General features: G+C 54.7%; 22 protein-coding genes. 15 read left to right on the forward strand and 7 right to left on the reverse strand.

The features are described from left to right. Window positions 1–74: 74 nt before the first annotated feature. The 6 genes from VB780_RS16560 to VB780_RS16585 all read right to left on the reverse strand — a co-directional run bounded on the left by VB780_RS16560 (window position 75) and on the right by VB780_RS16585 (window position 5,316). On the reverse strand, window positions 75–344 hold the full coding sequence (locus VB780_RS16560) for a hypothetical protein (protein ID WP_323352272.1): 270 nt from the start codon (window positions 342–344) through the stop codon (window positions 75–77). Then, a complete protein-coding gene (locus VB780_RS16565; RefSeq protein ID WP_323352273.1) occupies window positions 334–696 on the reverse strand; it encodes a hypothetical protein in 363 nt (120 codons plus the stop codon). Before VB780_RS16565 ends, VB780_RS16560 begins: the two co-directional genes overlap by 11 nt. Continuing rightward, entirely contained in the window at window positions 697–3,231 is a 2,535-nt protein-coding gene (locus tag VB780_RS16570) for a phage/plasmid primase, P4 family (RefSeq protein WP_323352274.1), read from the reverse strand. Window positions 3,232–3,785: 554 nt separating this feature from the next. Continuing rightward, window positions 3,786–3,962: a hypothetical protein gene (locus tag VB780_RS16575; RefSeq protein WP_323352275.1), complete on the reverse strand. Its 177-nt coding sequence runs from the start codon at window positions 3,960–3,962 to the stop codon at window positions 3,786–3,788. Window positions 3,963–4,448: 486 nt separating this feature from the next. Beyond that, window positions 4,449–4,883, reverse strand: coding sequence for a hypothetical protein (locus VB780_RS16580; RefSeq protein ID WP_323352276.1), 435 nt, complete (start codon window positions 4,881–4,883; stop codon window positions 4,449–4,451). A 202-nt stretch (window positions 4,884–5,085) separates the two neighbouring features. After that, window positions 5,086–5,316: a ribbon-helix-helix domain-containing protein gene (locus tag VB780_RS16585; protein WP_323352277.1), complete on the reverse strand. Its 231-nt coding sequence runs from the start codon at window positions 5,314–5,316 to the stop codon at window positions 5,086–5,088. A 196-nt stretch (window positions 5,317–5,512) separates the two neighbouring features. Here VB780_RS16585 and VB780_RS16590 point away from each other — a divergent pair, with 196 nt between their 5' ends. From VB780_RS16590 to VB780_RS16655, 14 genes are all read left to right on the forward strand, one after another. Next, window positions 5,513–6,031 carry a hypothetical protein gene (locus VB780_RS16590; protein ID WP_323352278.1) on the forward strand — a complete coding sequence of 173 codons (519 nt, stop codon included), beginning with the start codon at window positions 5,513–5,515 and terminating at the stop codon, window positions 6,029–6,031. 63 nt (window positions 6,032–6,094) lie between these two features. Beyond that, window positions 6,095–6,757 carry a hypothetical protein gene (locus tag VB780_RS16595; RefSeq protein WP_323352279.1) on the forward strand — a complete coding sequence of 221 codons (663 nt, stop codon included), beginning with the start codon at window positions 6,095–6,097 and terminating at the stop codon, window positions 6,755–6,757. After that, window positions 6,741–6,974 (forward strand): hypothetical protein, encoded by a 234-nt coding sequence (locus VB780_RS16600; RefSeq protein WP_323352280.1) that lies wholly within the window; start codon window positions 6,741–6,743, stop codon window positions 6,972–6,974. Before VB780_RS16595 ends, VB780_RS16600 begins: the two co-directional genes overlap by 17 nt. Then, a complete protein-coding gene (locus VB780_RS16605; protein WP_323352281.1) occupies window positions 6,971–8,233 on the forward strand; it encodes a hypothetical protein in 1,263 nt (420 codons plus the stop codon). The genes VB780_RS16600 and VB780_RS16605 overlap by 4 nt, the downstream gene beginning before the upstream one ends. Further along, a complete protein-coding gene (locus VB780_RS16610; protein WP_323352282.1) occupies window positions 8,233–8,781 on the forward strand; it encodes a hypothetical protein in 549 nt (182 codons plus the stop codon). Before VB780_RS16605 ends, VB780_RS16610 begins: the two co-directional genes overlap by 1 nt. A gap of 2 nt (window positions 8,782–8,783) precedes the next feature. Further along, window positions 8,784–9,206, forward strand: coding sequence for a hypothetical protein (locus VB780_RS16615; protein WP_323352283.1), 423 nt, complete (start codon window positions 8,784–8,786; stop codon window positions 9,204–9,206). Beyond that, window positions 9,190–10,317: a peptidoglycan DD-metalloendopeptidase family protein gene (locus tag VB780_RS16620; protein WP_323352284.1), complete on the forward strand. Its 1,128-nt coding sequence runs from the start codon at window positions 9,190–9,192 to the stop codon at window positions 10,315–10,317. Before VB780_RS16615 ends, VB780_RS16620 begins: the two co-directional genes overlap by 17 nt. Window positions 10,318–11,231: 914 nt before the next feature. Next, window positions 11,232–11,642 (forward strand): hypothetical protein, encoded by a 411-nt coding sequence (locus VB780_RS16625; protein WP_323352285.1) that lies wholly within the window; start codon window positions 11,232–11,234, stop codon window positions 11,640–11,642. Continuing rightward, window positions 11,642–14,674: a DEAD/DEAH box helicase gene (locus tag VB780_RS16630; RefSeq protein ID WP_323352286.1), complete on the forward strand. Its 3,033-nt coding sequence runs from the start codon at window positions 11,642–11,644 to the stop codon at window positions 14,672–14,674. Before VB780_RS16625 ends, VB780_RS16630 begins: the two co-directional genes overlap by 1 nt. Window positions 14,675–14,722: 48 nt before the next feature. Next, window positions 14,723–15,046, forward strand: coding sequence for a nucleotidyltransferase family protein (locus VB780_RS16635; protein WP_323352287.1), 324 nt, complete (start codon window positions 14,723–14,725; stop codon window positions 15,044–15,046). Next, entirely contained in the window at window positions 15,043–15,393 is a 351-nt protein-coding gene (locus tag VB780_RS16640) for a DUF86 domain-containing protein (protein ID WP_323352288.1), read from the forward strand. The genes VB780_RS16635 and VB780_RS16640 overlap by 4 nt, the downstream gene beginning before the upstream one ends. A gap of 33 nt (window positions 15,394–15,426) precedes the next feature. Then, a complete protein-coding gene (locus VB780_RS16645) occupies window positions 15,427–20,412 on the forward strand; it encodes a hypothetical protein (protein WP_323352289.1) in 4,986 nt (1,661 codons plus the stop codon). Window positions 20,413–20,529: 117 nt separating this feature from the next. Beyond that, window positions 20,530–21,612, forward strand: coding sequence for a type IV toxin-antitoxin system AbiEi family antitoxin (locus VB780_RS16650; protein WP_323352290.1), 1,083 nt, complete (start codon window positions 20,530–20,532; stop codon window positions 21,610–21,612). Between the two features lie 124 nt (window positions 21,613–21,736). Further along, window positions 21,737–22,546 carry a nucleotidyl transferase AbiEii/AbiGii toxin family protein gene (locus VB780_RS16655; protein WP_323352291.1) on the forward strand — a complete coding sequence of 270 codons (810 nt, stop codon included), beginning with the start codon at window positions 21,737–21,739 and terminating at the stop codon, window positions 22,544–22,546. 338 nt (window positions 22,547–22,884) lie between these two features. Here the strand turns inward: VB780_RS16655 and VB780_RS16660 are convergent, their stop codons facing one another. Then, window positions 22,885–23,100 (reverse strand): hypothetical protein, encoded by a 216-nt coding sequence (locus tag VB780_RS16660; protein WP_323352292.1) that lies wholly within the window; start codon window positions 23,098–23,100, stop codon window positions 22,885–22,887. A gap of 19 nt (window positions 23,101–23,119) precedes the next feature. Between VB780_RS16660 and VB780_RS16665 the strand changes: the two genes are divergently transcribed. Continuing rightward, window positions 23,120–24,508: an ATP-binding protein gene (locus VB780_RS16665; RefSeq protein WP_323352293.1), complete on the forward strand. Its 1,389-nt coding sequence runs from the start codon at window positions 23,120–23,122 to the stop codon at window positions 24,506–24,508. The last annotated feature ends 200 nt before the right edge of the window (window positions 24,509–24,708 follow it).

Genomic DNA, 24,708 nt, shown 5'->3' on the forward strand with positions numbered 1-24,708 from the left:
TACGCAACTCCTACATAGGGCCACCCCAAACCCTACACAGGGGCAACAAAGAGGCTACGAGGCCTCGGTGGTGATCATCGCTTGCGGCTAAGGGGCCGTTTTTGGCCACTGGGAAGACTGCGCCTGAAGTTCTCGATCGCGGCCTGGTGGGTCTCGGGGGCCTCTTGGTTCACCAACCAGTCAAGGATCATCTCCCTGATGTAGAGCACGGGGGCCGTGGGGCCGCGACCGCGTTTAACGTAGTGAACGCCGTGGATCCAGCTATCGCGCAGGGTCTTGAGGGAGTCTGGCTTACAGCGCAACAGCTCACAGGTTTCATCGGTGGTGAGTAGGCTAATTTGCATGGTCAGCCTCCACAGGTATGAGCCAGGTGAGTTGGGCATCGATGCACCGCTGCATCCCTGGCACAATGACATCGGCTAGGGGCATGCCTTCAAGGCTGTAGATCCGGGTGATGGTGCCCTGTTGCCGATGGGCTGTATGCCAGGGCATGTTGAGACTTACTGTCTGGCCTCCGGTAGGTACCCAGCCCAGAGGACGGCATTGCGTGAGTGGGTATAGCACCCCGGCACAGAGCAGACAGCGATCGCCCGTCTGAGGATGCTTCACCCGGCGCTCTACAACCCGCACCTTAGGGCCAAACTCAGTGTCGATGCAGACGTAGTCGCCGGTTTGGGGAATGGTTTCGGTACCCATCTACCAGTCCTCCAGCGTGTCGGCATTAGCAGTCAAGGTACTGAGCACTGCAGGAGCGGGGTGCATGATCGGTGGCAGAGGTGGCGGCGGTGGTTGACTACTGCCAATATCCGCAGCGGTAACCGTGCCTGCCCTACCCTTCAGCGCAGTCTCGACGGTGCAGGGAATGGGTTCGTCAATGACTTCAGTGGGCAATGCAGTTGAGTCGTCGGAGTCGGGCTGAACAAGGGTTGTTTGAACCAAGCGGATGTTGGTCAGCCCGCTCCCAGAGCGTGAGTCTGCCCGTTTTCGTTTCACGTCTAGCCCGAGGGTTTTCTGGAGCAGGTTCTCCAGGGCAATCGAGAAATTCTGCATGCTGATGGGTTTCACCCCAACGGCGTCGCAGTATTTGATGTAGTTGGGGTAGAGGCAGTTTCGGGAAGAGTTGTTTTTGTCCCCGGTTTTAGTCCAGGCACCCGGCTCATAGACAATCCATTCGTTCACCCACTGGGCCAGGCTGTCGGTATTGAGCAGGCTATCGGCCTGAAACTGGGCCATGGCCTCAACCTTAGCCTGCGGATTTTTGATGTAGGCTTCCATCAGTTCGTCAGGCATGGCCATCACCCAGTTAAATACCCCAGGCAAAAATGGGGCCAGCTCCCCTCGCAGGCCGCCATCGGGGGCAAAGTCGAGTAGTGAGCGCCGCTCATCCTCTGGCACCACCTGCGTGAAATAAACCGGGATCCGCCGCCTAAATAGAGCATTGGTGCGATCGCTGGCGATGGTCTCCTTGTTGGTGGCCACCATGACCCAGCCTTCGAGGGTAAAGCCGTCGGTGTAGTCGGCATTTTCACCCTTCCGTTCCCAGGGGATGTAGTCTTCGCCGGTCATCTGCTTGAGCACATCGACGGCGGTGGGGTTGTAGTCGGCATCAGGGATGAAAATCAACCGTTTGCCCATAAACCGAGCTGTTTCAAACCGGCTGCTGGCGATGCGCGATAGGGAGGTGCTGACGGTGTTGGAGCGCCCCAGCAGCGCCTGGATTAGGCGAATCAGGGTGCCCTTGCCCGTTCCCCCAGGGCCAATCAACTCCAGGTAGCGCTGAAAATCCGTTCGGCCTAGCACCATGGCCTTGATACAAGCCCGGAGTAGCTGCACCACCAGCTCATCCCCGTTGCAGGTGGCTTTGAGCCAGTCGAACACTGGATCGCAGGTCGCGCCGGGGACGTAGTCGTAGGGCAGCTGCCAAGTGAAGCCGTAGGTAGGGCTGTGGTCTAGCAGGGTATTGTCGGCAATGCGCAAAACGCCATTTTGGAAAGGAATTAGGCCGTAGGACGTTGGCCATGAGCGCACCGATACCCGCTGACTGAAGAGGTTTACGGTGCTGTCTATCGCAGCCTGGCCATACTCACCGGCAGCACCAGCGGCATCCAGTTCCCGCTGTACCAGCTCCTTGACTTCGCGATCGCTGACCCGCTCCCACCGCCCTTGTTTGTAGGTATAGAAACTGGAAAAATCCAGCCGATACTTGAGCTGGTCGTTCCAGTGAGACTCCATCAGAGCGGCTAGTTTGCCCGCTGGGGGCAACGAAATTCCTTTGCGGCCAAAGGTCAAAGCCTCATCAAAGCAGTTGGTGATTGACCATGAACCGGCTAAGGCGTCTCTGGCCTCGGCTTTGCGGGCTGCAAGCCACTGCTGTCTTTCCGCGTCTCGAAAGGGCTGGAGGGCCAGCCTTCGAAGGAATTGAACATCAGGTTTCTTGAGTTTGGCGTCGTTCTCTTTTGAGTGGGCCAGGCAAAACGCTTCTACCCGGCTTCTCAACTCGGGACAGTTACGGTCTAGGTGCCAGGTGAGTCGCCACAGCTTTTTGTAGAGCTGGGTCAAGGTTTCGCAGTGCTTTGGCAGCGGTGCCCGGCTGAGGTAGTCGAGCCAATCGATCAAGAACTGTCGTGGGGCCTGAGCATTAGCCAGCAGGTTGTTAAATCCGCTCTGGTCGTAGCCCGAGTTAAAGAACTCAGTAAACCCAGCTTTATCGCCCGCATCTTCTGGGATGAGCGCAATCTTGCCTTTGAGATGCAGACCACCTTTGATGAGCGCTTGAGCCACATTGGCATTGCGCAAACCATCAGAGTCAAACACCAAGGTGAGCCCGAGCCCCTGGGGGAGAATGCTAGGAACGTGGGTGACCCCTGCGATGGCCCCTACTGGCTTACCGCCCCGGATGGTGGCCAAGAAAGCATCCTTCCACCCCTCGGTAACGGCTGCTAAGTCTGATAACTGGCAGCCGGAGGGCACCCAGATGCAGGGCTTGGCCATACCCTTGCGGGGGCTAAGGTATTTGGGAATGCCGGGGCCGGGGCTATCTAACCGCAGTTGACCAAAGCCGTTGCCAAAGGGGAACCAAATACCGCTGGTGACATTGTTGGAGTAGCCGAGCAGTGCGATCGCCTCGCGCTGGGAAACTGATCGCACACCGTAGTCTTTAACAGCCTGATCAATTTCTGCTGGTGTCCAGCCGTCGTCCCCGAAGTGCTGTTGGTGGAGAATGTTTAGCATAGCTGCACCTCGCGGAGGGGGCGAGCTGTGCAAAGCCCACTGTCAAGTCTTTTCTGAAGAGAAGAGAGTAGAGGTAATTGGTGGCCATACTGGATCCGTTTTTCTACTCGCGATAGAGTTATAGTCTCTCTGAGCGGTGCTAAACTTGGCGTAGGCATTCTGGTTGGCCTAAGGCCTCTAGAATTGCCATTACCAGCCCCCTGCCGGTAATATTTTTGGTTCATGGGGAATACCTCTAGTTTAGGGCGAACCCCTTGGAGGAGACCCGATTCACGTTCCCATTGCTTCCCGGCGCTGGACGTGAGTCGGGTTTTCTCTTTGGGGAAGGAGCGCTTCCATTGCTTCCCGGCGCTGGGCACTCCTGGTTACAGACCTCATCTCTTCGCCAAAGGCCGCAAAGCCTTGCAGGATATGCGGAGAGATTGGGTGGGGCAGTTGTAGAACGACTGGAAACCTCCTTTTTTAGGACGTAAACAAACCCTTCAGCGGATGGCCAACTACGGACTTAAAGTTGGTCATAGCCTGCTTTGAGCGAGATGCTTGCCCCCTGGCTACTACCCTTCCTTGTTCGTCTGAATATCTAGCCCTGCTGAGGGCTGCTGGGCTAACAGCAGCTTCAGAGCTGCTCGTACTGCTTTGGAGCGATCGCCGTAATGGGGCACAACCCGATCTAGGTCGGCAAGTTCGCTGTTGCTCAAACGCAAGTTGACAACATTGGAGAGAATTTGCATTTGCTTTTCACCAAGCGATGTAAGACATCATACACATTCAGATGAAGATTGAGCTGTTCTTGAAAGCTATAGAATTCCAATTTCAAAAACTATGCCCAAAAATGTCTAATCATGTCCAAAGTCACCCAATGTGAATACTTAAATCCTTGCCTTTCGGGGTCTTTGGGCTTTTCTCGCGATCCTAAAATCACCATCAAATCACAAACATGATGACAATAACTAATGATTCTTGATTGGCAAATTACCTGAGTCGCTGTAAATTATCTCGACAAAAATCAACTTCTTGATTGCAAGAAATGGCCTACTTCCAATCAACCCCAACAAGTTGAGCCACTGAAGGCCGGAAGTTCAAACTCTGTGATTGAATATCGCACCTCATGCCATAAGGTGCGACACAATTCAGCCTGTGGGTATCAACAGCTTGAGCCAGTATCGTTTTGGGCGATCAGCGCATTCATAGGAAAGGCCTATTGGCCTCTAGCAGAGTTAAACCGTTACGACCTGGCGAGACTTCCATGCCTCATAAGCTGCCACATCACCCCCAAAGGAATCGGGAGAGACAATAGCCGGAGCCGTTTCTACCCAAGGATTCTCATTCTCTGGCAGTGGCTCATAAGCACAGTAGACAATGACCACGTCATCCATAGTCTCTTGGCCGGTGTTGCCTACATACTCATCAACTCTGTTCACGCACCAGGCTGAAAGCCGTTGATGGGTCACCCCCCCACGATGGTCGAAGGTGCCCGTCACGTCATCGTGTTTAAACTCAGGCAGGCGATAACCCACCTCTGGAGCTGAGCCGTTGGAGTAGTCAAAGTGCTGCGCTAACAAGTCAGTGAGTGACCCACTGGGTTCCAGGGTGCGAGATTCCCACCCCGGAGCACTGGAATCTTCAGCTTTGAAAATAACTAGGCGGCTCATTGGTCACTACCTCCTGAGAAGTCCATCGGGCTCTTCGGGAATTGGGCATCATCCCTAAAGATACACTCCACCACTAACGGGTCACGAGCTACGATTCGTCGCCGTGCCTCTAACAGTGTCCAGCCATACTTGGCTGCCATCTTGCGACAACAATCCTCATTGACGGCGAAGTGGCTGGTCGTGCTGTGATCGCTGCTCTGGGTCATGATTTACCCCCTTTACCCGACTGAGGTTGGTCGGGTTCTAGGGTCTTAAATTCGTTGTTTGCTTTTGCCTGCCTGATTCCAGTCTCTATAAGGAATGCAGCCAGATTAGCTGTAGGACGGCCCTGGTACTGTGCCCACGCCTCAAGATCAGCAACGACTGTATCAGGCAAAGTGACCAGAACTCGTTTAGACACAATATTTACGTTCATAGCATTACGCACCTCCATGTTACGCAGGGTTAGTTCGTCCTGAACAAATGATATCTTTTAGATCCCTGTAGATATCTATTCGATATCAATTTATATCGTTCATATGCTATCACTGTAGCAGGCGAGTGGAACGAACTGGAACAAATCAGTTCCACTAGACCGCTCAAAGTATTGATGTACCGAAGTTCCAACCTGTAACAAGAGGTGTAACGACGTGGAACGTGAACTGCTATCGATTCGCAAGTTTGCCGAAGTCTGTGGGGTCTCCCACACCGAAATTGGCCGCAAGATGACCGCCCTGGGTATCTCAGGCACGCCTCAGGGCAAAGGATTACCCACGCTACTCAGCCCAGCTGAGCAAGACAAAATCGCCGCTGTGCTGTTTATCCCTGCCGAACCACCCACGCCCCCTGCGCAGCACGTCGAGGTATTGGGCAGTGGTTTATCGGTTTACACGCCCCCGCCGCTGGCGACGCGGGGCGTCAACAGCGAGCTTAGCCGCCACTTGCAACAGCGGCAGCTCACCCAGGCGCTGGGGGCGTTTAAGGGCAATCAGGCCAGTTTTAGGAACGCCCTGCTAGGAATGGCGGCTGAGTCGGGTCGCCAGTTGGGCCACGAAATGGCCGTTACCGAGATGAACACCGCCCTAGCCACCCACGCGCAGCTGCAACAAACGGTGGGAAAGGAGTTGGGCGTCGTCGCAGACACGCCCGATACCGCTGCTGCTGGTTAGGAGTTTTAGCCCTGATAACTGCTGTTTTCATTCTGTTAACGCCGTAACTCTGGTCATAACGCCATGGAAGCCAAATTCACTCCCCCTACCGTCCCCCTCGAATACCGTCGCGAGGTCGTTGGCGGTGCATCGCCTATCCAAAATATCTACCTGGCCCCGGTTCCCTGGTGGCAAAACCGTCGTTACTGGGCTGCCGGTGGCATTGCGGTGGCTGCCCTCTCCGGCATTGCCTTCGCGTTTGCTCAGTCAGGCCGAACGGGTGACGAGGGCACCTACCAAAGCGAACAACCCGCCCCCAACTACCAGAACGTTTTGGCCGCCGCTCAAGACCGACTCTCCGGCAACTACGAAGACAGCCGTCTGGTGCTGGCCGATGTGAACCGTGCGGTGCTCAATAACGAGGCCTACCGTTACCGCCAGCAGGCGGAACAGGCCGTCCTGAAGCCCACTGACCCCTGCTACCAGCAGCAGCTTATTTGTCCCCTCAACCGTTACCAGCGCGATGCCCAGGTGATGTTAGATGCCGCTAAGGGCGATCGCGATTGGCGGCAGGCCCAGGCGGCGCTCTTCCGGGTCGAGGCCGTGGAGGTGGCCCGCTCGTTGGCGGCGCTGCCCCAAGATCCACCGACCAATCTGGCCGTGGTCGCCATTGAAAACCTGGTGCAGTACCACGACCGACAACACTCCCTGTCTGAAGAGGTGCAGGCCCATGAAGTACGCGATTAACTACGCCCGCTTTGTCTGGTTTCTGCTGTGGCGTTCAACACCCAGGCATCTCCTTCAAACTGCCGTTGTCGCCCCCCTAACCGGCATTCTCCTAATTGTGGTCTTGACGCGCCTAGCAAATGTCCTGGTCGCGCTGCTGCTGGGCTGGGGGTTGTTTCTGCTGGGGCTATCAGCCGTTCGAGCCCTGGCGTTGCGTTTCAGGAGGGGCGTTCGATGAAGCAGAATTACTTGCTCTATGGCTCCATTGGAGCGGCAGCCTTAGGCCTGTTCTGTGGTCTGCAACGGCCCGCCAGCAATCTCACCCCCGCTGACCTAGAGGCCTTCGCCAATGGGGCTCAGATTCGCTACGAGAAAACCTATCCGTATCTGCCAGCGGCGATTGCCTTTGGAGCTGTGGCCGTCGGCTGTGGGGTGGCTTGGGCGCTGGGGGGAGAGCAACCTAAGGTCGCGATCGCAGGCCCCCAGTTCGCGCCAGAACCACAGAGTTGGAATGGGCAGGTGCCTTTCGCTGGAGCGACCGAGTCCTTTCGGGTGGGCAATCCTGCTGCCATTCTCGCGGCTCGTATGCGGCCCACGCTGATTTCAGCCAATCCTCGGGTCGGCAAGGGGCTCACAGTGGCCCATGCCTACCGGCAGGCCCAGGTGAAACAGGGCGCAGTGGTGTGGGTGATTCAGCCCAAGTACCATCCCAAGGAGCATGGCTACTGGGAGCAGGCTGACAACGTGCTCGGGTTCATGGCTGACTCGCTGGAGAGTAAGGAAGATATCGACGACATCTGCGAGCAGATGCAGCGGTTTATCTTCGCCTGGCGGCAGCTGCCCCAGCGGCCCAAGGTGCTGATCATCGACGAGCTGGCGATGATGAAGACCACCTTTAAGGCCTGGTACGAGGGGTTTCTCAAGTCGCAGCTCACGATGGAGCTGTCTTCGGGGGAGACAGACGAACGGGCGCTGTGGGCGATTACTCAGTCGTCGCTGGTGGGCGATATCGGGGTCAGTGGTGGCATGCGGGCCACATTTGACCTGCTCACCATTCAGACCCCCAGCAGCCAGAGCCATCTGGAGAGCCTGCGGAAGTCTGACACCAGCATTCCCCCGATTGAGGATGAGGTGATTTTTGAGAGATCGTTCTCGCCCAAGCAGGCGGTCTTCTACCACTCAGAAATCAAGGAATGGCTGCCCATGGTGGCCTATGAAGTGCCCGAACTAAGTTCGGCCTCGATAACCGGCGGTATAACTCGCGGTAACCACGGCACAGCAACGCATACAGCCGAATCGGTTACAAACCGAACCGAGTTTCAAAAGCCCTCCCAGGGGCCAGATTTGCCCCTGATCATCGCCGTAACTAACGCCCTGGCCCAGGGGATGTCGCGCTCCAAGGTGATCAAGGAGGTGCTGGGCTACCAGGGGCACAAGTACCAGGAAGGCTGTGACTTGTTTGACCGCATCAAATCCATCATTGAGGAAAATTCCTAATGGCTAGCTCCAAGAACAATCAACTCGCCAACGGCAACAACGGCCCCGAGATCATCGACGGGCAAATCATCGACATCACGCCTCAGCTCAGCTCGCCGGGTCGGGGCAGCGGTGTTCAGCTCGCGCCGCGCAATGCCATGCGCTCTAACGTGCAGGATGGCGGCTGGTTTGATGCCACCAGCGGAAAGCGCAAGCCGATCTTTGTTATCACGCCCAGCACCGATCCCTGGAGCGTGTTTCCGGTTATTCGGGCTGGCTTGAGCTGTCTCAAGAACAATCCTTTGCAGACGATGGGTGGAGCTTTTATCTCGGTGTGGGGTGGCCTGTTTGTGCTCTCGGCGGGGCTGAATGTCCTACAGGGTTCAGCGGTCAAAGCCGGGGGCGATATTTGGAATCCGGTGGTAGCGGGGACCAACTTTGGGGCCATGTTGGTGGTGCCGACGCAGAGCATCGCCGGGAGTGCTCACAAGGTCTTGACCGGGGAAGAGCGGGTAGGGCAGCCGATTGAAACCCGTCCTTACACCCGCGCTGTGAAGGTTGGGGAGTAGCGATGCTGTTCTGGCAAATCAGAACCCGGTACCTGCTGGCCCTGGCGGCGTTGTTCGTCGGGGCCGCGTTTTTAGACCTCAATCAGCCGGGCCGGGGGCGGTTCTACAACCCGGTCTATGGGATGAGGTCATGGTTCAACACCCACCAGCCTGCGGCGTGGCAGCTGGTGACCAGGGTGCAGGGTAACGATGGTCGTCTGCAAGCCTGTGTAGCAGTGGCTCCTGACCCGGTTGCCCTCGATGCCACTAAGGCGGAACTGCGCAAGGCGTTGGTGGGGGAGTCAGAATCTGTGGCCCTGGAGTGGTTGGGACAGCCTGCCTGTGCTTTGGGTAACGGGGTCTACCGCTGGGCTTTGGACAACGGCCTGGCCCTCGATGTGTCGGTGTCGGAGGGGGAGGTGACCCACAGTGAACTCAACCGTTAAGGACATCAAGCCCCACTGGTCAGAGTTGCCGCCGACCTGGCGCTATGTGATTGGCACGGCGATGCAGGCGGGCGAGCTGGTACTCAAGCTGGGCTGCGTGGGGGCGATCGCCACATCAGTCTGGGTGATGGTCGATCAGGAGACCAATGAAACTTGGGGGGCGAGGTTCAGGAAGATCAGCGCCGTGGCTGAGGCGGTGGCTGGGTTCTATGACGATGACTTCAAGGCCCTGATCAGCAAGGGTGATGTGATTGCGGGCTACACGGTCAACTCGGGCTTTGGCCTGCGGATGCACCCCATCCACCAAGAGATGCGGATGCACTCGGGCATTGACTTGCCGACGCCGGAGGGGGTGTCGGTTCATGCGATCGGCTACGCGGGGGATCGGGTGTCGGTGCGCTGCTGGAGCGACCCCAAGGGTTATGGCACGGTGGCGGATATGACCAGTTCGGCGTTCCCTGACATCACCTTTAGGGCGGCTCACCTGTCCCACTGCAAGGGGGGTGAGCATCGGGCCGGGGCGGTGGTGGCGAAGACGGGTAACACGGGGGGTAGCACGGGCCCTCACCTGCACTGGGAGCAGTTGCAAGGGGGCGTGGCTCAGGCTCCGCAGAAGGGTTATTTGGTCTGGGCGCTGAATGGCCGCAAACCGAATGAGCGGCTGGGGGATACGATTGCGCTCTACCGGGCGATTGTTGCCAAGGAGTCGGGCGGGGATCATACTGCCGTCAACCCTGACACGGGGGCATTGGGCCTGGGGCAGGTGATGCCGCAGAATCTCAACTGTTCCTGGGACGGCAAACCTAAGAGCAACTGCGGCTGGGATTACGATGTGCTGGGCCGCGATGTGTCACCCCAGGAGTTTTTGCAGAACCCTGAGATTCAGCAGCAGATCGTGGGGGCCAAGCTGGAGAGTGCTCTACAGCGTCAGATTCAAGCGGGCCACGATATGAATACGGCAGTGAAGCGGGTGGCGGCGGAGTGGTATTCGGGCAACCCTGAGCTGACCCACGATACTCGCCCCCAATCGGGCTATGAGTCGATCAAGAGCTATGCCGACAGTGCGGCGGAGAAATTCCACCGGCTCCGGCAGGAGAACCTGGAAAAGTAGCCTCGGCGATGATCGCGCCATCATGACAATCGCTGGAGCTCTGGGCCTGGGATCTGAGAATTCTCAATTAAGTCGTTTTTATTCACGACTCATTCACGACTTGATAACGACTTCATTTGAATTTGGATAAAAACCATCACTGTTTTGATGGTTTCGGATCATTAGGTCACTTTTATTCACGACTTGATAACGACTTGATAACGACTTGATAACGACTCTAAAGAGCCTGACAGGAGAGACTGCTGAGGATGATGGGCTCATTCACGACTTAACAACGACTTGATCACGACTTGCGCTATCCGGCCCCTCCATCGGTGCCTTCCTTCGAGCAGCAGGGGGAGCCGCCCTGGGGGCTACGCCACTTCACTCCGTTTCGTGGCTTCGCGTTTCACACACCACGCCCAGCCTTGGGGTAGGGGAATGGCGAAATGCAGCTATACCAAAGCTTTCAGACGTTGCGGGTCATGTTTGGTCGTTTGCAAATTATCGCTTAATTCCCGAAACCTCTTATGGGTAAAGGGTTTAGCGCCTCGCTGCCTGTACATAAAGCCCAATCACGACTCGGCGAATTGACTGAGACGGGAGCCTCATTGACTACCACAGGTGGCCACGCTAACCAAAATCAACCCACAGCCCTCAATTGCTTATCCCGCAAGGGTTTTCAAAATTTTGCCAAGATCTTGGCATACTGTGTGGCCTTTCCGCGAAGTCCCCGACAGGGGGCGTAGCATTGAGTACCGAGAGCAAAAGAGTATCCCAAACTATCCACTTGGAAAAAAACAGTTGATTGAGGCCAACCCATCTCCTCCGCGCTACAAAACCCTAAATTCAGCGGGTAATCTCCGGTTATTAACCTTGACCTTGGGAAAGCTAAGCAGGGGCCACTGCGGCCTTGCCGTCTTATATAAAATCCTATGCAGCTCAATCTATTGGTATTGCCAGATGGGCTTGATCGCACCCTAACCGATGCCCTTACCCTATGTGCTCAACAAGCAGACCCCATCGATCTGACCTACCTGGGCGATCGCGTTCAGGCTCATCTCCAGCGGGCACACTTTGCAGCCCAGGCTAACCCGATGGTAAATGTGGCCCTGGCAGAGGCGATCGCTACCACCTATACCCATTTACTCGGCCACTGGCCTACTCTGACCGATCTGGCGATGCCCTGGCTGAAGGGGGCCATGCTCTATTTTGTCGAAACCGACGACGATGACCCCGACTTTGACTCACCCATTGGCTTTGAGGATGATGTAGAAGTGCTCAATGCCTGCCTGCGTATGGCAGGGTTAGAGGAGCTTTGCCTAAGCCCAGAGGATTTTGATTAATGGCATCCCCCCTGTCCATTGCTCCCGGAATGCGAGTGCTCTGTCGAGATGCCGAGTGGCTAGTGCAGCGGGTCGATGCCGCGAATGACGCGGGCACCCAGCACGCTGTGCAGGTCGTGGGGGTGGATGACCTGGTGCGGGGGCATCAGGCGGTGTTTCTCACCCAGCTTGATCGCATCGAGCCGGTTGACCCCAGAAAGACCCAATTGGTCCCCGATGGCTCCAACGGCTTTCGCCGCGCCAAGTTGTTTCTAGAGGCTCAGCTGCGGCAGATGCCAGCGGCCAGCGAAACGCCAGATTTGGACGGGCTGGGGGCCTTTGACCCGATGGCCTTTCAGCTCACCACGGTGCGGCGAGCCCTGGAACAGCTCCGGCCCCGGATGCTGCTGGCGGATACGGTAGGCCTGGGTAAAACCATCCAGGTGGGCATGGTGCTGACGGAGCTAATGCGGCGGGGCCGGGCCGATCGCATCCTGGTGCTGGCGAAAAAGTCGATGCTGACCCAGTTTCAGGCGGAGCTGTGGAACCGCTTCAATCTGCCCCTGGTGCGGCTCGACTCCCAGGGCATCGCCAAGCTGCGGCTGAAGATTCCCACCAATAAGAACCCCTTTGAGGTTTACCACCGCATCATCATCAGCATCGACACCCTGAAGGATGCCGGGCGCTACCGCCACTTTTTAGAAGAAACCCGCTGGGATGTGGTGGTGATTGACGAAGCCCACAATGTAGCTGGGGCCAGCGTGCCGGAGAACCACCAGGCCCACCGCTTAGCGCGTCTGCTCTCTCGCCGCACCGACAGCATGCTGCTGACCACCGCCACTCCCCACAACGGCAAGCGGGAAACCTTTGGGCGACTGATCTCCCTGCTTGACCCTTCGGCCATTCCTGACCCCCGCTACCGCGAGTACGATGCCGACGACATCCGGGGCTTTTACCTGATGCGGTTCAAGGAAGATATTCGGGGGCAGATTGGTCAGCAGATGACCGATCGCATCGTTACTCCCTTGGCACAGACCACCACCCAGGCCACCTCGGCAGAAGAAGCGGTCTACGGCGTGTTAGGCGAAATGCGTCAGGCGGCGAAGGAGGCAAAGGCCCTGGGTAAGGGAGCCGACTGGCGCAACCAGCGGCTGATCCAGTACGGCCTCTACAAGCAGTTTCTTTCTAGCCCAGAGTCCTGCGCGGGCACCGTCACTAAACGACTCAATGGCCTGGCTCAAAAAGATCCTCAGAACGCCGAAATTCCTTACCTGAAGCAGTTGAGTACAGCCTTGAAGGGACTGGCTCTGACGGACTCATCCCGGTTTAAGCTGCTGCTGGAGCAGTTAGAAGCGATTGGTTGGACGGGCAAGGCCAACAGTCCGCGCATTTTGGTGTTTACGGAGTACGTGCCCACCCAGCAGGCGCTGGCCCTGGCGATCGCCGCCCATTTCAACCTCAAGCACAGCGAGAAATTTGAAGACCAGGCCAAACAGGCGATCGCATCCATCAATGGCGCTTGCCCCGATATTCACCTGATGGCGGCGGTAGAAGCCTTTGGCACCCAGTCGGCCCCGGTGCGGATCATGATTGCCACCGATGTCGCCTCTGAGGGCATCAACCTGCACCACCAGTGCCACCATGTCATCCATTACGACCTGCCCTGGTCGATCATTACCCTAATTCAGCGCAACGGGCGGGTAGACCGCATCGGCCAAATCCACCAGCCCATCCTCCGCTACCTGATGGTGGAGACTGCTAACGGTTTGCTCAGCGGCGACTCCGCTATCTTTGGGCGGTTGATTGAAAAAGTCGAAGAAATTAACCGCAGCACCCGTTCTGGCGAAAGCCAGCTGATGCTCTACGACCCCGAAAAAGAGGCCGAGTATATTGCTGAACAGGGGTTGCTAGCGGGCGATCAGAATGTTCTGGAGAAACGCACCGGCACTGATACCACTGTTAACGCTGAAGCTAACGCCCTAGAGTCGATTATTACTGCCGGTAACCTGAAGGACGACGATGACCTCTTGGCGATGCTTCTAGGTGGTGGAGAGGAGCCAGAAGACAAGGCAGAAGGAGAAACGGGCCAAATTCCACCCCCCTCCCTCACCCATCCACCCGCCCCCTCTTCCCGCATCCGCTTCTACCGCGACATGGCCTTTCTCAAAGAGGCCTACCAACTGCTGCGAGAGACCAAGCGCGACTACCCTGACCTAGAGGAGTCCGGCAAAATGGTCACCCTGACTGCCCCAGCAGACCTAAAGCGGCGACTCGGGTCGCCCTCCCAAAAGGAGAGCGTGATTTTTGGCGCGACGGCTATCCCCGAAGAAGCTTGGCCCGACCATGACCAGTTTCGGCTAACGGAAGACGTGGAACGGGTGAAGCTGGCGATTACCGCCGCCCGCAATACCTCGGGCTACTGGTCGAAGGAGCTGTTGTGCAGCGAAACCCACCCGATCATGCAGTGGCTGGTGGAGCGGCTGCTGATGGAGTTTGCCCGAGGCGAAGCGCCGATCATTACCTCTAAGCACCTAGCGGCGGGGGAGTTGGCCTTTTGCTTTATGGGGCAGGTGCCCTCAAAGGCGGGCACGCCCCTGGTAGTGGATGCCCATGCCGTGCGAATTTTGCCCAAGGGCAAGAGCGAAATCCTCAGCCTAGAGCAAACCCTCAGCGATGCTGGGTTTGAGACCCTGGCCAATATCAACCGCCCGGCGGAAACCCAATCGGCCCAGCTGCTGCTGTCGGCGGCGGTGGATGCCAGCCTCGAACACCTGAAAGCCCTGGAGCAGGATCGCCAGAGTCGTGTCATGCCCCTGCTGCGCCAGGAAGAACGCCGCCTGCGCGACTGGCGACGCAAGCGGCAGGAGATTATTGATCGCCGACTGACTGACCTCGACTCCACCAGCGCCACCGCTAAGCGCCTGCGCCAGGAACGTGACGACATGGAGAAATACATCAAGGACCGCAAGCAGCACTGGCGCGACATGCACCTGCTGCCAGGCGAATCGCCCATTACCCGCCTGTTGCTGGTGATTGAGGGAGTAGCTAATTAGCACAATAGAACTTTGAGATAGGCTGAAGTCACCTTGAGGAACTAGGGTATGCCCCCCAGTGAGATGCCACCCACAACGACACTACAAAGCATTCAAGCCATTCTGCGTCAGCACTTGCCCGAGGTGCAGCAAAAGTATCGCGTTCGGCAAATAGGGGTCTTTGGCTCCTTCGTGAGGGGTGAGCAAACAGAATCGAGCGATATTGATGTTTTAGTGGAGTTTGACCCAACGGCTCGGTTTGGGTTGCTGACCTTCTGCCAGCTGGAAAATGAACTCAGCGATCTACTCAACCGCAAAGTCGATCTAGTGATGAAAGACGGGCTCAAGCCCCGCCTTGGAGAGCGCATTTTGGAAGAGGTTGTTTACCTATGACCTCTCGGCAAATCGAAGATTACCTAAGAGACATGCTTGACGCCATTGATGCGGTTCAAGAGTTTACGGCGGGCATGAGTTTTGAAGACTTTGAAGTCGACCAAAAAACGGTGTATGCCGTAACCCGAGCTATCGAAATCGTTGGAGAAGCTACCAAGACGATTCCCCAGCCCCTGCGAGAGAAATATGCCCAAGTGCCGTGGAAGAGCATTGCTGGCATGCGCGATAAGGTCATTCATCAATATTTTGGGGTGAATCTCCAGGTCATTTGGGACACCATCAAGCAGGACTTTCCAGACCTTCAACCGACGATCGCCCAAATGCTCAACGACCTGTCTAACGATTAACGCTCCTTCACGGCCCATTCACCCCCACCCCCAATGCCTCTCGACCTAGCCATTCAAAACGTCGGTGAATATTACTCTTCCCACTACCTCGACACCACCTTTGGCCGAGATACCAAAAATCTGCTGAAAGAATGGCGAGAGTCTGGGGCCAACGCCACGCCGCGACGGCTAAAAAAACTGAGCCAGCGCTACTTTCGCGCCAAGGCCCAGGCGTTGGAAGAACTCAACCCGGCCCAGCGCCATACTGCTGGGCCAGAGATCGCTGCCTGGCACGGGTACCTGATGCAGGCCCTGGGCTACGACCACCTTCAGCGGCAAGACCTATTTGTAGAAGGGGGGCATGGGGTGGTGCCGGTGCTGGGAGTGCTGAAGCGGTTTGGCCAGCCCTGGTTAGTCATTTGCGAAAGCCTGTTCTGCATCCCCGATGGCAGTTTGCCCGATGGGGCCGCCACGGAAGACCCCCTGGAGGCCAGCCCCCGACCCGACCAGCGCATTGAGTCCAGTCAACCGCTGGTACAGGGCGACTGGACTAGGGCGATTGGCGAAGTCTTCAAGACCGAGGAGCCGCCCCGCTGGGTGCTGCTGCTGGGGGGCAGCCGCATTTTGCTGATCGATCGCAAAACCTTTGCCAACGGTCGCTGGCTGGCCTTTGATCTGGACGATGCCTTTGGCCGCAGCGAAACCACCACCTTTGAACAACTCGCTACCTTTTTGGCACGGGAGACCCTGGCCCCCGATGGCGAATCTGCCGACCTGATCCACGACACTCTGGAGGAGCAGAGCCACAAGCTGGCCCACGGGGTAACAGAAAACCTGCAAGCGGCGGTGCGGGAGGCGATCGAGCTGCTGGCCAACGAGTGGGTGCGCGATCGCCGCCGCCGCAAACGCTCCATCACCTCCGTCAACCCCGGTGAGCTGGCCCTCGACGACCAGGAGCTTGATGGCCCCCAGCGGGTCACCGCCGAACAACTGCGCCACGAAGCCCTCACCTACGTCTACCGCCTGATCTTTTGCTTCTATGCCGAGGCCCACGGGGCCGAGCTGGGGGTGCTGCCGATCAACGATGGGGCCTATCGCCTGGGCTACAGCCTAGAAGCCCTGCGGGATTTGGAACTGGTGCCCCTGTCGGAGCAGGCCGCCGAGGGCAGCTACTTTCAGACTCATTTGGATCGCCTGTTTACCTTGATCCACCAGGGATTCCATCCTCAGCAGGCCGAGGCCAACCCCGATCAGGGCCTGCTCTCCCTGGCGGGCACCACCCGCACCTTCACCATTCCACCGCTGACGGCCACTCTGTTTGACCCCAAGGCCACCCCCCTGCTGGCCCAGACCCAGCTATCCAATGACTGCCTGCAACGGGTGATTCGCTGCCTGTCGCTGAGCTACGACAGCGGCACCCGCACCACGGGCCGGGTCAACTATGCCGACCTGGGCATTAACCAGTTGGGGGCGGTGTATGAGGGGTTGCTGTCGTTTTCGGGGATGTTTGCCGAAAACGACCTGATTCAGGTGAAGCGGGCCAAGGATGACTTTGGCAAGACCAAGACCCAAACCTGGTTTGTGCCCCAGGAGCGCCTGGAGGAATTCAAAAAAGATGAAGTGGAACGTCTGCCCGATGGCAAACCCCGCATCTACCCTAGGGGCTCATTCATTCTGCACCTGTCGGGGCTAGACCGGGAGCAGACTGCCTCGTACTACACGCCGGAGGTGCTGACCAAGTGTCTGGTAGAAGAAACCCTGCGCCCCCTGCTGAAGGACTACACCCCCGCCGATGCCGACAAAATTCTCACCCTGACGGTGTGCGAACCGGCCATGGGCAGCGGCGCATTTTTGAACGAAGCGGCGAACCAACTGGCCGCCCGCTACCTGGAGCTAAAGCAGCAGCAGCTCGGCGTTTCTATCGACCCGGCAGACTACCCCGACGAGCTGCGCCGCACCCGCCACTACATCACCACCCGCAACCTCTACGGCGTAGACCTCAACCCCACGGCGGTAGAACTGGGGGCGCTGTCGCTGTGGCTGAATACGATGCACCGGGTGAGGAATGCGGAATTAACCGATGTAGGGGCGCACAACAGTGCGCCCCTACCGGAACAACGCTACACCCGTGGGGCTACGCCCTGGTTCGGCCTGCGCCTGCGACCGGGCAACAGCCTGATCGGTGCGCGGCGGGCGGTGTGGACGAAGGCGCAATTGCTGAGCGGCCAACACTTGAAAAGCGGCGATGAGGCGGTGGAGCCGCGCCAGCTCAAGCCGGGGGAAGCTCGTCAGCCTCACGAGGTGTACCACTACCTGGTGTTTGACCCAGATATGGTGCCCACGGCGGGGGATGCCCTGGTGCGGCAGTATCAGCGGGAGGAATCTGACCGGGCGAAGCTGTGGATTCGCAATGGGGTGAAGGCTCGTTGGACGGAGCCGGAGGTGGATCTAGCCCTGGCGGTGAGCGACCTGATCGATGCCCACGAGCAGTGCTACAGCGAAGAACGCCAGGCTGCCCTGGCCGAAACCCAGTGCCCTGCCAGCGTGTGGCCTCACCCGCCTACCACAGAACCCGGCCTCAAGTTGGCTCTACAAGAACAGGTGAAAGCCAGCCTGGAAGCGGCCTCCGGCAGTTTTCAACGGCTAAAGCTGCTGATGGATTCCTGGTGTGCCCTGTTTTTTTGGCCGTTGGATGAGGTGGGGGCGTTGCCCAGCCGGGAGGACTTTTTGGAAGCGGCGCAGTTGTTGCTTGGCCCTCATCCCCTAACCTCTTCTCCCCAAGGAGAAGGGGAACCGGAGCCCTTACCCCTAAACATCAAACAGTTTCGCCTCAACTTTGATGGAGCCGAACTACTACGCGCCACCGCCGCCGATGCCCTGGATGCGGAGGTGTTGGGGAATGCGGTACCCTGGTATCGGGTGAGCCGAGAGATTTCGGGTGATGTTCACCAACACCACAACTATCTAGCACTGTCCCCTAAGTTCAATCATTGGGAACTGGCGTTTCCAGAGATTTTAGGCAGATACGCTAACCAGTCAAAAGGCTTTGCTGTAATTTTGGGAAATCCGCCTTGGCTAAAAGTTAGTTGGGCAGATGCTTCGCTGCTGTGCGACTTTGACCCGCTACTAGGGGTGAGAGAAGCCCGCAGTGCCGACTTTAACCAAGACCGAACAACTCTGATCGACCCACCCTCCCAAAGAACTGAATACCTGAATGCCCAACGTCTGAGCCTGGGCAGCGTGGTGTTTTTGAATTGCCACCGCATGTATGAGGCGTTGCGGGGTAGCCAAACTAACCTCTACAAAAACTTTGTGGTACGAAGCTGGGGCTTGCTGGGCAAAAACGGTTTTGGTGGATTGCTACATCAAGAAGGGCCATATGACGACGCCAAGGGTGGACGCTTGCGAGATGCTTACTATCCTCGTCTTGAAGCCCATTTTCATTTCAAGAATGAGCATTTGTTATTCAAGGATGTGGGCGATCAAGCAGACTTCAGCCTAAATATTTATCGCAGTCAGCCCTCATATATTGATTTTCTACAGCTTGTGAATCTCTATTCGCCTACAACTATTGCAGGTTGTAGAAACCACAAAAATTTTGAAGATCCGATTCCTGGCCTGAAAACTGATGATGGTAACTGGGAAGTTCGAGGACATCAGGATCGCATTGTCACGGTTACAGAATCGACTTTACATACCTTCCATGCACTGCTGGAAAATGAGACAGTGTCTATCACCGAAGCCCGCTTACCCCAGGTTCACACAACACAACTGGTGTCGGTAATCGACAAAATTAGCCAAGCGCCCAAGTGGTTGCCCTCACTCAGCGGCAAATACTACGCCACCGTAATGTTTGACGAAAGCTACAGCCAGCGAGACGGCATCCTCACCCGGCAAGATAGCCCTAGCTTTGCCCCCACCGATACCTCGCAATGGGTAGTCAGCGGCCCCCATTTTTTTGTGGGCACCCCGCTCAACAAAAACCCTCGAACGCGCTGTAACTCTAAAGGTGCCTACGACGACATTGACCTCTGCGTCCTGGATGCTGGGTATTTGCCACGATCAGTCTACCGCCCTGGCAACAAAGACGGTGACTTTACGACCTTCAAACAAGAAATCCCCCGGTTTGAGGGTGAGCCTGTCACGTCTACCTACCGATTTATGAATCGCAAGATGGCAAGTATGAGTACCGAGCGCTCCATGATTACTGCTGTCTTGCCTCTAGGAACAACTCATATTGACGGTGTTTTTTCAGTCACTTTCCAAAAGCTAGAAGACCTTTTAGGCTTCACTGCATCTAGTTTTTCAATTCTGGATGATTATCTAATTCGGGCTACAGGCCGTTCCAATATTCGAGAAGCAGACCTTAAAATCCTCCCTAAAATCTCCGATCCCTGGCTCACGCCTATCATGCATCGCGGCCTACGACTCAACGCCCTCACCACCCACTACGCCGACCTCTGGGCCTCCGTCGCCCTCCCCGGCCTACCCCAAGACCAATGGGCCAGCCCAAGCGAGATATTGGTGAACGCAGCAGCAGCCTGGAAAATCCAAAACGAAGACCCCACCCCACCACCGCCTAAAACCTACCCCTACGAAGCCCCCTGGCCCGCCCTCACCCCCCACCAGTGGACATGGCACTCCCCCCTCCGAAGCGACTTCGCCCGCCGCCAAGCCCTCCTCGAAATCGACGTGCTGGTTGCGATCGCCCTCGGCCTCACCCTCGACGAACTTCAGACCATCTACCGCGTGCAATTCCCCGTCATGCGCCAATACGAAATCGCCGACGAGTACGACGCCCACGGTCGCCTCTTACCCAGCACCCACCGCAAAACCGCTGGCGGCAAAGAACTCCGCGACGCCCGCAAAACCTGGGACGGCGAAACCCCCCTCACCGTAAGCTGGGCGATAGACGACGGCCTCCAAACCGTCATCAAAACCTTCTATCCACCCTTTAGCCGTGTTGACCGCGAGGGTGATTACGAAGTGGCATATGGGTACTTCAAAGAGAAGTATGGGGTGAAGGGCGAAGAAGAGTAGAGCCTTGGGCCAGAGAGTATCATTTCTATATGGAAGTGTTTGATGTAATGCCCGCCTTCTGCGACCCGAAACACAAACGCCCTGATGACGTAGTCTTCACTCATCGAGATAATTTCTATGAGACGCCCTAAACACCCTCTGCTCAGGCGGGGCTTGGAATATCTCAATCGTCTTCCCCAGATCAAGGCTATTGCCGTAGAAGAGCCGTTCGCGTCAGAACGGCTGATCGCTGATGGCAAAGTCACACTTCACAGCCCTCAGGGAGAAATTGAGTACGTTGTTGAGGTAAAGTCCAACGTTAGCCTGGAAACATACGACGATGTATTGAAGCAACTTGAGATATATCGCCAGCGGCTAGAACCTGGTCAGCGTAACCTTCTAATTGGTGATGATTTCTCGCAATCGGTTATTGAAAAATTGATTGATTCCGGAATTGAGTTCATTGATGCCAGCGGTGCTGTTTATCTCAGCAATCCATTCTTGTATGTTCTAATTCAAAAAGACACCGCTAAGCCTCAACCTGCATCTAACATTAAAATTGGTTCTACCCATCTTAAAATCATTTACGTCATTCTTCAGCGACCCGAAATCCTGGAGAAAGCCCCAGGAAAAATCACTCAGCTCGCTGGCTTTAAGGGAGAAGGACATGTATTGCGTAGGGTTCGAGAGCTTTGTACCCTGAACTATCTTGAACGTTTACCCAACCAAAAATTTAGAGTCAGTGATTACGTAGGCCTTTTAGAAAGATGGGAAATCGGTTACGCCGAATCTTTACGAAACTATCTATTTGTGGGTCGGTTTCGTCATGCAAATAATCTGAGCCTGTCAGATTTTTTTGACAAAGCAATTGATCAAGCAGACCCTTTAGGGTTTCTAGTGGGTGGAGAATTGGGCGCTGGTCTAGCAACACAATACCTGAAGGGAATTAATGCTGTTTTTCATATTTCCCAAGAGGCAAATTATCGTACCATTGCGGCTCAGTTGCGTTTGATGCCAGATCCTAACGGGCCAATCACGTTTCTCAATCAATTCGGCACTTGTAACGCTTGGGAAAACAGCCGTTTTCCTCACTTAGCTGATCCCCTTTTGCTACATGCCGAACTCTCATTAGGAACTGACGAGCGGCTTAAGGAAACTGCCCAACGCCTCTTCGATGACCATCTGGCTAAGCGCATTTCTGCCTCAAAAAGGGCACTCTAAGCTTCTGGGCATCTAAATTGCACGATGACTTCTGCAAAGCCTTTGCTGAAAGGTTTTGGGAGCAATCGTGCTAGCACAGTTTGAATACCTAACAGCTTAACCCTGATGCTAGGGAGGACATTCCTTGGAAGAACCCAATATTTCGCTCTTATTTCAAGATATCTCTAGAATTGTCGAAGAATTAGGGATTCCGATGTTGATGATTGGAGCCAGAGCACGAATTTTTGTCTTTGACAACCAATTTGGAATTGAAGGCCGAGCTACTCGCGACTGGGACTTTGCTGTTCGATTAGACGAGTGGTCTAATTTTGAAGCACTAGTCAACGCCATGACCAATGGTAAAACTGCCCGATTCAAGAAGACTAACATTCAGCATCGCCTCATCCACAAAGGATCAGGTGCAGAAGTTGATCTTGTGCCCTTTGGGGAAATTAGCGATGTTAAATATCAAATTCGATGGTCTGACAACAATCTAATGAGTGTTTTGGGGTTAGAAGAGGCCCTAGAGAATTCAAGCCTTAGAGAGTTCGGAGGTGTTGAAATTCGAGTTCCTCACCTCGCCGTTGTCGTTGCTCTAAAGCTATTAGCTTGGCATGAGCGAATAGAAAACAAAGATCTCGACGATGTGGTGACAATTCTTAATAATTATCAGGACGATGAACGAGTGTTTAGCGAACTGCTCGACGAAATAGGGGCTGGGGGAATCGAGATGGAGGCCATCCCCGTAATGCTCATTGGTAAGGATATTCAACAGCTATTTGAGGACGGCCTGGCTTTAGTTAAAGTACGGAAAATTGTAGACGAAATATTGGAGGAGCAAGACCACTGTTTGCCAAGATTTGTGCCCACCAGCGAACCGGACTGGGATGATGCCTTTAATCGCCTAGTGCAAAGGTTTCGAGCCCTTCAATACGGGTTGGTGCTGAGCTCGTGATAATTACCCAGAAAATATTACGAGTATCTGTTTGTGAAATTGAATTCTATAAAAACTCTGGGTACCCTGACGGAGGAGCGAGATCCGTGAATACCCTAAGTAAACGCCCCCGGTTCAGCCCCCATGCTTCCAGACCACCTCGCCGACAACATCCGTCGCCAGGTCCTCTACTACCTGCAATCCACCTCCAAATCCCGTGACGAGCAGATAGCACAGGCCATATCGGCGTACTCGTAGCCCCCTAGCCCTCAGCCCTAACCCTCGACAAGCTATAGACCATCTACGTCCCTGGCAAGCACCAATACGAAATCGCCGACGAATATGACGCCCACTGCCGCCTACTGCCCAGCACCCAACGCAAAACCGCCGACGGCAAAGAGGTACGCGAAGCCCGCAAAACCTGGGACGGCGAATCGCCCCTGATGGTGAGTTGGCAGATAGACGATGGCCTCCAAACCGTCACCAAAACCTTCTACCTGCCCTTTAGCCAGTGCGATCGAGAAGCTGATTATGAGGTAGCTTATAGCTACTTTAAGGAGAAATTTTGATTTCAAAGCTATAAGGGGAACAATTATGAAGGCTAATTTTACAAGAAAAACTCTCTCATATAGTGCTTACCTAAAGCTTCTTGGAAGAACAGAAGCTCACTTGATTGATTTCAAAGATAAAAGGATTAAGCCTAGCAAGCTTTGTCAAACTGTATCCGCGTTCGCAAATGCTGATGGTGGTGAGATATATGTTGGCATTGAAGAAATAAAGGAAAAAGGCGAATTCAAGTGGAGTGGTTTTGCAAATGAAGAAGAAGCCAATCCATTCATTCAAGTTGTCGAGGATATGTTGTACCTCAACAGTCACTACGTAGCTGAATTTTTAGAATATGGTAAAGACGGACTTGTCCTCAAATTGATCATCAACAAAGCGAACAAGGTAATATATACTCCGGAAAAGAAAGTCTTCAAGAGAAGAAGTGCTCAAAATTTAGAATTAAAAACTCACGATGACATAAGACGTTTAGAGCTAAATAAGGGTGCTTATAGTCATGAAGATTTTCCAATGAATGTTGATCTGAAACAGGTTGAAGAATCTGACATAATTTATGAGTTTCTTGTTAATGCCGGATTCGAAATGGATCCAGAGGATTTTCTAAGAAAAAACAACTTAGTAGAGGAAGGTAAACCAAAAGTTAGTAGTATACTACTTTTTAGTGATTACCCTCAAGCATTTATTGATAGGTGCGGAGTGAAAATTATTCGCTACAGCACATCAGCTGATATTCCTGAAAGAAAAGATATGGTTGTCAATCCTCTATCTATAGAAGGGTGCTTATATAAACAAATCTATAAAGCAGTAGATATAGCTCAAGAGATGATAGAAAAAATACCTGATACCGATTCGGGAGAAAAGGTTCAATATCCCCTAGAGACTCTTCACGAAATCATTACAAATGCTGTGTTGCATCGGGACTATTCCATAAAAGACGATATCCAGATCCGCATCTTCAATAACCGAGTAGAAGTTCAAAGCCCTGGCATTTTGCCAGGTTATATAACCATTCAAAATATTTTGAGCCAACGATTTTCCAGAAATGGTACTTTAGTGAGGATCATTAATAAATTCGAGAATCCTCCTAATAAAGATATTGGCGAAGGTCTTAACACGGCGTTCGATGCAATGCGTGAATCTGGACTAATGTATCCGCGTATAAAGCAGCAAGAGAATAGTGTATTGGTTGTCATACCTAATGAGAAAACCCCTGACTCTACAGAGGTTCTATTGGATTACTTGGACAGGCATAATGAAATAACTTCTTACGAGATTGATCGAAGAAAAATATTTAAATCAGATTATTATAAAGCCAAAACCTTGAAAATATTAAAAGACAATGGAGTCGTTGAAAATGTAGCCGGAAAATCTAGCAAAGAAACAACCTACCGCTTGGTAAGCAGAAAAAATAGAATCTAGGTTTTTTCAAATAAAAATAATATATATGTTACTCAAATAGTGGTGCGAAAATTTAGGTGAAGGCTTCAGATAACTAAATAGGGTTTGCTGAAAAAATCAGCGAGGGCTGGACAGAGCCTTTTGGTTAGGCCATCGCCGGATCGCCCATCGCCGCCCGCCAGTGAGCACTGCTAAACGCCTTGAGTCGAGCGATTGCCTCG

Origin of the sequence: Leptolyngbya sp. CCNP1308 (genome assembly GCF_034932455.1) — a bacterium.
Classification (GTDB): Bacteria; Cyanobacteriota; Cyanobacteriia; order Phormidesmidales; family Phormidesmidaceae; genus Nodosilinea.